Source organism: Pseudomonas sp. NPDC087346 (assembly GCF_044744235.1).
Lineage (GTDB): Bacteria > Pseudomonadota > Gammaproteobacteria > Pseudomonadales > Pseudomonadaceae > Aquipseudomonas.
Genome location: NZ_JBIUXX010000017.1, coordinates 52,817 through 61,457 on the forward strand (window position 1 = coordinate 52,817; position 8,641 = coordinate 61,457).

Genomic DNA, 8,641 nt, shown 5'->3' on the forward strand with positions numbered 1-8,641 from the left:
TGGGGCGTACGCACCGGCAACACGCATCTTCGTTACAAAAGCGTGAAAGGTTCGAACTCCGTAGAATGTCCACTGCTTTCGATCGTCGCCGTGACGACGAACCGTCCTCCAGTCTGACTGGACACAGACACCCGGCTGGAGCCCTTGGAATCGGTGAAGTTCTGCTCTGGGCGGATTACTGCGGACTCCGAATCGTTGTCGGACTCGACAGTCCAGCGCACGAGGCGGTTGCGTCCCAGGTTTGTGTAATTGTCCTGCGCCACTGCCGAGAGCTCTACTTCATTACCTTTAGGTACTGGCTCAAGCGGCACCAGGGACATCAACGGCCCCGGGAAGAACAGCGACTCCCCATCATCGGTAATGTTGATTAACGGCGCCTGTTGAGCGCTGATCAGGGGCACCCAAAACAATGGTCTCTCCTGCCCCATGAGCATGCCGGGCAAGTACTGGACTGCGACCGTTCCGTTGGTCTCGGTCGTGTGACTCTCCATCGTGCCCAGGCTCGTTTTCCAGTGCACACGAACCCCGCTCAACGGGGCGCCATCTGCATTTCTGAGGGTCACGGTAAAGATGATTTTCTCGTCGGGTTTATTAGCGATCACATCGTTCCTGTCCACGACACAGGTCATGATCACGAGTGGTTCAGACAACTCATCGTTGAAAGAAACCACCGTTGCACGAGTTTCCGAAAGGCTGAGTACGGCATGCTCGGCCGCAATTCGATAAGCATCCTTGTCGATTGTCTCTGGCAGGTTGCCCACGAGGAAAATTGTCAGAGCGTCCATGCCACTGTGCCCCGCCAACACGCGAATACGCATCAGCAGGTCCAGTTGGCTCAGGCTCTTGAGAATCTGCGATTGCGGATCGATGTGGGCGACACACTCGCGCACTTCCTGCACGCTCCAGTCAAAAAACTCCGCGAGCCGTAGCGCCGCCGCCTGCTGTACCAGCTTTAATGCATCGCCTGTCAAAGGCTGAGGCAACGCATTGACCTCCCGCAGGTAGTCGAGAAGTTTTTCGGCTGGCTGTTCGCTGAGCTCAAATGCCCGGGTCAGCGAGGTCAGGTAGTACAACGTCGTCATCGACAACAGATGCCGGTCGTCTTGATCCATCCAGGCTGTATGGCCGTACTGCAGAAAGTCATCCAGCAGCAAAGCACTCAGATCCAGTTTGCTCACGACCGCACTGCGTCGTCGCACATCCGCCAGCAGGCTCAGCAAGAAATCCGGTTGTCCGGACTCACGCACGCCGTCCTGCATATCTCGTTCGCCACGTTCGAGAACCAGAACCAACAACTGATCGACCGTAGACCGCGACCACGTCAGTACCCGTAGACCGCGTTCAGCGTCGAGGCCGGTGTAAACCGCCAGGCACTCGCGGACGACCGAGACTTGTGCCTCTCTAGCCTGTAACAATACGGTCAACATCCGTTCGACGATGACGCTTCTGACAACCGCGTCGTTCTCGCCGATACCGTCTTTGACAGCCTGGTCGAGTCTTTCCCGGGCAAAAGCCAGATATTCAGACTCCGGCAGTGGTGAGGTGATGACCAGTCCGGCAGGATGGATCAGCCTCACCAGCAATGCCGTCCAGTCCAGTCCTACTGGCGCAGGTACGCCAGCCATCACCAAGCCCGCATTGTTGAACAGGGCGGCAGGCAGCAGATTGCGGATCTGATCGAAAAAACGGCGCTCCTCTTCCGTGGCGACAGCCAGTGCTTGCGGCGGCGAAACCTGCTGCAGCATCCACAACACCGGCATCTGGCGATCCTTGCACCAGGACGCGCATGAATGCATGGCATAAATGAGATTGAGGGCGTCCGGAGTCGTGTGACTACCAGTTTTCTCAACGATTTGAGGCAAACCAGCAAGACCGTTGAGCCAGCTGTCACCACCCAGAATCGCCAACATCAGGACGCCCTCGACAGGCGTCATACCCAGCAATCGCGGCAATTTCACCAGCCGATAAAAGCTCGAGATAATGGCCGGGTTGCGCAGGAGTGTTTCACTGCGTTCATGAGCCCGGGCAATGGCGACTGCCAGGTAAACGTATGTTTTCAGGTCGATGCCCAGTCCACTGCACAACTGGTTGATCGTCAAATCGCTCGCACCTTGCACCGGCAATATCGGAAATGCTCCGCCGTCCAGCATCAGCGGTTGGCGATACGTACCTTGGCTATTGAAAGTCCGGTCAAATTGCGAGAGCACTTCACCACGACCGTAAATCGAAACCTGATCTATAAACGCCGCGAAGTCCTCCGCAGAACAGCCATACCCTTCGCGCAGCGACTGGAACAGCCCCAGGGCATGCACCACGTGACTGGAAATCCATTTTGCATTTGGGGGGGTGGCGCCACGCGCTTCTGCATTGAATGCGGCTGCCAGTAGCGCATCCACCTGTTCACTGGGCAGGCCCAGCCATCGATCCAGACGCAACTTGCGGTTCATCCGCTCGTAGGGGTCAATTATGTCGGGAGACACTGACAGACGGTGCAGGAACCCCGATTGCTGTAAGTTGTAATTGATGGTGATCGAAGCCGCACCTGCGCCATTGATAAACACCGAGCCGGAACGAGAACTGTCGGTAATTCCGGTCTGTTCCGGGTAGACCGTGACATTGTCTGAGCGCGTCGGGGCAGAATTGCGAATCGACAACAACTCCTCAATGGCCCGAGCCTCCATCCGGGTTCGCTCACCGAAAAAGCTCACCTGATTGAGGTTCTGCGATGTCATCTCGTTCGTGCCGAAGTTATGCAGACAATAGGCATTTCGTGCCTCACTGTCGCCGACAACTACGGGAGCCGCCGTCAGTAACTGGCGTTGGTACGGCCCCAGGCGCGAAGCATGGGCAAATGCACGCCCTGCATCGAGATCCCAGGCTTCTGATCGCAAGAAATAGGGATAAGCGTTGTCCACCATATGGACAAAATTGCCGACCGAAAGGCCATGTTTGTTGGCGACAAAATCGAGTGTGACCCAATGCTGATAGTAGGGCAGGCCGTTAGGGTAATGGGCCGTAATCAGCGCCTGCTCAAGATCGGTTTTCTTGCCTGCTTCATCCTCTTTGGCGTTCTCGTCGATGAACGTCTCGAGTACTTGAACAATGATGTCTAGAGCGGGTACCACTTGGTGTACTGAACTGAAATCGACGAGCAACTTTTTCAAATCGCTCCGCCGCTGATGCAAATCCAGGCTTGTATCATCACCCTCCGGAGAAATCCGGTCATCGATCCAACGTAACAATTCGATCAGATAGGCCACTGGTGAAGTAATTGATTCCAGTGCATCTGGTGGACAAAGCGCATCGAAATTCGGCTGGAACAATAGTTCATAACTCGGTCCCGCCACCATCGAGAGCAAACCACTTTTGGATTGGGTGACATGGACTGCATCACTGGTCAAAGAGTGTTCGATGAATTGACGTCGAATATAGATCGCCAGGCTATTGGCTCCGCGCAGAAATGCCCGCGCATCATCCGGGCTCAACTGGTAATCCTTGATCAGCCCCTGAACACCCCGCTCCACAACAGGAAAAACTGAACCATCGTTCTTCAGGTAGGCGCAAAAATCAGCATAGGTCTCGCGTTGCTGTTCGCTGAAAGTCCGCGCAAACAGTTGTTCAATGGGACGAATCACTGAGTCAGTCATGACCGGAGCTCCCTGTATTATCGTCATGCGCAAACGAGATCACACCATCGTTTGAACGCTTGGTTGCATAACCGAATGTGCGCCACCCGCGCCGAGCACGTCTACTGTCATAAATGACAGTAGACGTGCTCATTCATCGAAGAAAATCAGTCGGGCGGCGTTGAAGACTTTTCAAAACGTCCGCTTTCGATCCAATCGGAGAGAGTCGCGCCATCTGCGTCGTCAACGATGGTCTGCTGGAAGCGGCACCAGTGGCCGCCGTCGCGAAGAGGTTGCTCAGCCGCGCTCTGCCACCCTTGAGGGGGGACCGGAATGTTTGTACTCAAAAGAACATCTGGATCGTACCAACTCGTTATCCGACCAACGCCCGGCCGCCCGTTGCCGGCAAAACTGATTGGGGATTGGACCCATTGACCGATCGCTGGCTTACCAAAACCGGGCAGGTAGGTGCCCCGTACAACGGGGTGCACGGTTGACTCGGAAGATTCGAAGCCGTCACACGAAGCGATAGCCACCAGATTGCAGATGCCAGGGGGCGCGTCCAGTGTGAGCGTCAGTGACCAGCTGCGATCTTCAAGCACCGGAGTGCTTCCAAGCACCAGACGTTTGCTGCCATTCAACGCCAGTGTTATCAGGTCCCCAAAGACGCCGAAACCTGACGCCACGAATGACTGACCAACATGAGAGCCCTTGCCGGGACTTTCGATGATCGGTGCGGCGGGGACGACTTTGAAACTACGTAAGGGGCTGTCCTTCGACTCTTGGGTCTGGAAGAACTGCCTGGCCTTAAAAATATACCTGCCGACCGGCAACGTTAGCTCGGCCTTCCACTCACCCGAACCGTTGACCGGGATTTTTTCGAGTAACGGCGCGGATTCCCCCTGACTCCATATCGTCACCTGACCGAAAGGCATGCCTGCCCCGGAAATCGGGAAGGTCCGTGGCAGTGGCTGATCCTCTTGCGGTATGTCGATCAACGGAGGCTTCAGCACCACGAAAAAATTGCGCTCCTCACTGCGCGGGGATTCCTTGCCAGCAATTTTTTGCCTGGCACTAATCTGGTACTTACGAAACTCCAGATTTTCCGGCGCAACTTCCCAGCGGCCCTCAGCAGTCAGTTGTTTTTCCGCCCCCAGAGGGGTACCAAACTGATCGTCGTAAAGTTGCACCGATGCACCTATCTGCCCATTATCTCCGCGGACAACAATGTCACGAGCAACCTCTGCATTTTCGGCAGGTTCGGTGATGATCAGTTTATTCGGGTAGACCGAAAACTCTCGCAGCGCGGGCGGCGAATCTTGCTGGGCAATGGTCTGAATCAACGTAGCGGTATGTACTTGGTCCAGAGCAAAATCGGTCGATCGCTGGAACGTCCAGTTGCCGGTTCTGCCGTCCGGTTTGTGTTCCGTAGCGCTGTCGCTGAATCTGAGGGACAACGCCGCGTTCGCCAGGCAGGTACCTTTGAAAACCAGTGGCTGTCCATCACCTTCGATGGGACTGATGACTGGTGCTTCAGGAGGAATATCGACAGTTATCGTTACCCACTGAGATTCGACGCCATTCAGTATCTGGCGGATATGAATATTACGCTGGTGGGTGGGGCCCCACGTATTGTGTGCAGCGCTTGACCATTGGCCATTAACTACCGTGGTCTCCGGAGCCGCTGACTCACTTCCTCCATCAAAATAGATCACCAACCTGGCACCAGTGGCACCGTCCCCCGAGAAGGTTGGCGTGTAATTCTGCACCGTATACTTCACATTGAAAGGGACCGGAACTGCCTCGATGTTGACTACAAGCTCAACAGCCTCGGATTCCGCATCCCCCAATCGCTGAACCACGCGTACAGTCCGCGTGCTGCCGGGTACCCAAGGAGATGAGGCTGCGGTCAACCAGCCTGCGGTTGTCACCTGAACAGGTGGTGCGACCGGGGAGTTACTCTCTAGAATGTGCACCTGCGCGCCAACATTGCCTTGGCCAGAGAAGCTCGGAGTAAAATTGCTGACGCTGTAAGCCACTTGGCTGGGTGGCGGCAACCTCGTTAAAATGCCGAATAGATACTCGAGCGAAGGAATCCAGCCGCCGGCATTGTCGGAGACCTTCTGGACAAACTTCAGGTCGTATTGACCGATAGGAAAGTTCTGTGAAGTCGTAGTCCAGCTTCCTCCTGCGACGAGCGCCGCAGGTGGCACTGTGGCACCTGCGGGGCCTTTGACAATTGTGCTCTCGACTATGGCGCCGTTAAACCCTGGGCCTGAAAAGACGGCTGAGGTGATAGTCGGAAACGTCGAGCTGACCCTGGTCAATGCCGGCGGGCGCACTTTGAACAGGCGCGGCAGACTACGTTCTGACTTAAAACCCTCTTTAATTTGAATGGCAACCAAAGACGCGAGCCCGGGGGGAAGAGTGACCGATATGCTCCACTGTGCTCCAGTCAAAACATCGCTTTGACCAATCTGAACATCGCTCAAGTCATGGAACAGAACAACCTGCGCCCCCACTTCTCCGTTGACGCCGGAAACCGTAAACGTCACTGCCTGTAGTGATGAAGCCTCCGGGCTGGTAATAGTCGGCGCAACGGGTTTCAAATCAACAGTGACCGCCACCTTGTTTGAATAGCCAATGTGCATGTCGTTGAAGCTTGATGCGGCATGAAAAACAAATGGGCCCTGAGGTAAATCCTTGGTCAGCCTGACTTTCCACAGACCACCGATGACAGTTGCCTCTCCGTAAGAGCCTCCCGCTGCACCTTCTCTATAAATTGTGACTTTGACCCCATTATTGGGTCCGGTTCCGGACACTTCTGGCCTGGGCTCTCGTATGACGTCATCTTTTTTTGGCTGAGTAATGAGTGCCGAGCTATAGAAAACAGTAAAGGGGTACTCCGTACGCCCCCTGTCTTGTCCACCCCAGGGGACGTAGTACTCGACAAAAAATGTGTGGGGACCCGGAGTTAAATCAGCAGCAGGTTGAAAACGCCATTGGCCGAGTGAAGGCTCAGTGACAGGCATAGCCGAGCCACGATCAACCCCTACTTGGACCCGAAACGATTGCCTGGCATCTTTGGTGCCGCTGATGATGGGCCTTGCACCCAACTGAGCACCGGGAGAAAAGGAGGTAATCGTTGGCTTTAACCCAATATCAAAATAAACAAAAACCCATTTTTGCCACTCTCCCCGTACAGACGCTCTGAAACCGAAGGAGCCCCTGCCTCCACGAATGCTGGCAGGTTCACTTCTGAACAGAGTACCGCCGCTATTTGTGTACCCGGTATAGCGTTGCCCACCGTACTGGTCGTCCAACTCGTAAGTGTGCGCTCCGTTTTCACCCACCAGGATCTGAAAATAAACCGGCGATACCAACCCATATCCAGTGTCCTGCGGATAAACAAAAACAGGCGTTGGGCGCGCCGTCAAATCTTCCGTCGACAGAGCTGAATCCTGCTCCGGTTTTTCTGGCTTACCGAGTGTATCGGGACTTTCATGCTCATCGGCCATGGAAATATTCTCTGTGGACACCGCGATCTGTGCGGATTTGCAGAGAATTGATACGCCAGCAAGGCGGCGAGTGACTACCTGTAAAATCTGACAGTCCCGACGAGCGGCAGCGTTTCAAAACCAGGTATTCGCGGTGTTTCACCAGAAGAGAAGGGTGTGTTGCTGATGGAGAATACGAGCGAGGTTATTGCGCTGAAGACTGCGATCCTTTGCTCTTGGACTTAATCAGACAGAAGCAGGCAATGGCTGAAAACTGAAGTACTGCTGCAACGCCCGAACCAATTGCGCAAACTCCGGCGGAGCCTGTTGCAGGCTGAGTCCGGCGTCGTAATGCAGTGGGGTTGCGTCTTCGTGGCACCACAGGCAACAGGCGGTAAAGTCGATCACCTGATTGCAGCCGTCGCCCTGAGGGATTTTCAGGCGCAGATGGAAGTCCACCCCGGTCATCATCGGCAATTGGCTGATGAGCATCAGCCCGTCTTCTGACACGTTGCCCAGAAAGCCGATGGGCCTGTCAGTGACGCTGTTGAACACTCTGAGGAAGTACGGCAACTGATGCCGTTCTATTCGGCGGTCGGTGAACATGCGCAGTCAACCATGCAAGGCTCCATCACAGAGCCGCACCTTTGCTTCGGAACGGGCCTGTGTGACAGGCACGCTCTCCCCGCTTCCGGTGTGACGGTCGCGACCTCGCCGTCACCTGACTTCTGCCAGTCGCAGGTATTGCTCAAGTTTAGAGGCCAGGCTCTAAACCCGAGTCATTCGACTATAGCTCAGCTTGTACACACGGCCAGCATTTGTATGACAACTAGCATCAGAAGCGAGCCGGTGGCACCACGGCTGCGGCGCTGCGAGTCGGGTAATGTCCCAGGCTCTGCAAAGTTTCCAGACGCGCACGGGCACGGAAAGCGTATTCGCTGTTGGGGTAAGAGCTGATGATGAACTGGTAAGTCTGCGCCGCATCGACAAACATTTTCTGCCGTTCCAGGCACTGACCGCGCATCATCGACACTTCCGGCCACACATATGGGCGGGCCCGGCTGGCGCGTTCTACCTTGGACAGTTCGAGCATCACCTGCTCGCAATTGCCGCGATCATAGGCGCTGTAGGCGTTGTTCAAATGATGGTTCATCGACCAACGGGTGCAGCCCGTGACGGCGAGGACGCTGAGGGCAAGGGCGGCAATGGGTACGAATCGCATGAGGGTTCTCCTGTCTTGAGCTCTGTATCGACCCATCGTCGGAAATCTTCAGGCGCGTTTGTCCCAAAGTTGCCGCGTTCAATAAAGAAAGTAATAAGTAGTGCAAACGAACAATGACTACACCCCAAGAGCATAGTAGCCTCTGCTAGCGCTTGAACTCAGGAGTCTTTGCATGTCCGTCCGTCGTACCAAAATCGTCGCTACCCTTGGCCCGGCCAGTAACTCGCCGGAAGTTCTCGAACAGCTGATTCTGGCTGGTCTGGACGTCGCCCGTCTGAACTTCTCCCACGGCACCC

The 8,641-nt window shown here is 55.3% G+C and carries 4 protein-coding genes and 1 pseudogene; 1 reads left to right on the forward strand and 4 read right to left on the reverse strand.

From position 1 onward, the window contains the following. Positions 1-32 precede the first annotated feature (32 nt). The 4 genes from ACIOZM_RS12970 to ACIOZM_RS12985 all read right to left on the reverse strand — a co-directional run bounded on the left by ACIOZM_RS12970 (position 33) and on the right by ACIOZM_RS12985 (position 8,345). Complete coding sequence (locus ACIOZM_RS12970) at positions 33-3,647, reverse strand: Tc toxin subunit A (protein ID WP_401214145.1); 3,615 nt, start codon at positions 3,645-3,647, stop codon at positions 33-35. A 146-nt stretch (positions 3,648-3,793) separates the two neighbouring features. Further along, complete coding sequence (locus ACIOZM_RS12975) at positions 3,794-7,144, reverse strand: hypothetical protein (RefSeq protein ID WP_401214148.1); 3,351 nt, start codon at positions 7,142-7,144, stop codon at positions 3,794-3,796. 225 nt (positions 7,145-7,369) lie between these two features. After that, complete coding sequence (locus tag ACIOZM_RS12980) at positions 7,370-7,729, reverse strand: PilZ domain-containing protein (RefSeq protein ID WP_401214151.1); 360 nt, start codon at positions 7,727-7,729, stop codon at positions 7,370-7,372. Between the two features lie 229 nt (positions 7,730-7,958). Beyond that, a complete protein-coding gene (locus ACIOZM_RS12985) occupies positions 7,959-8,345 on the reverse strand; it encodes a tol-pal system YbgF family protein (protein WP_401214154.1) in 387 nt (128 codons plus the stop codon). A 193-nt stretch (positions 8,346-8,538) separates the two neighbouring features. On the opposite strand from ACIOZM_RS12985, the pseudogene ACIOZM_RS12990 reads away from it, so the two are divergent. Then, positions 8,539-8,641 (forward strand): annotated as a pseudogene (locus tag ACIOZM_RS12990) (pyruvate kinase); the annotation flags it as partial.

Coding starts and splice junctions, on each gene's coding strand:
- ACIOZM_RS12970 (WP_401214145.1), bottom strand. CDS start 3,647: ATGACTGACTCAGTGATTCGTCCCATTGAACAACTGTTTGCGCGGACT.
- ACIOZM_RS12985 (WP_401214154.1), bottom strand. CDS start 8,345: ATGCGATTCGTACCCATTGCCGCCCTTGCCCTCAGCGTCCTCGCCGTC.
- ACIOZM_RS12980 (WP_401214151.1), bottom strand. CDS start 7,729: ATGTTCACCGACCGCCGAATAGAACGGCATCAGTTGCCGTACTTCCTC.
- ACIOZM_RS12975 (WP_401214148.1), bottom strand. CDS start 7,144: ATGGCCGATGAGCATGAAAGTCCCGATACACTCGGTAAGCCAGAAAAA.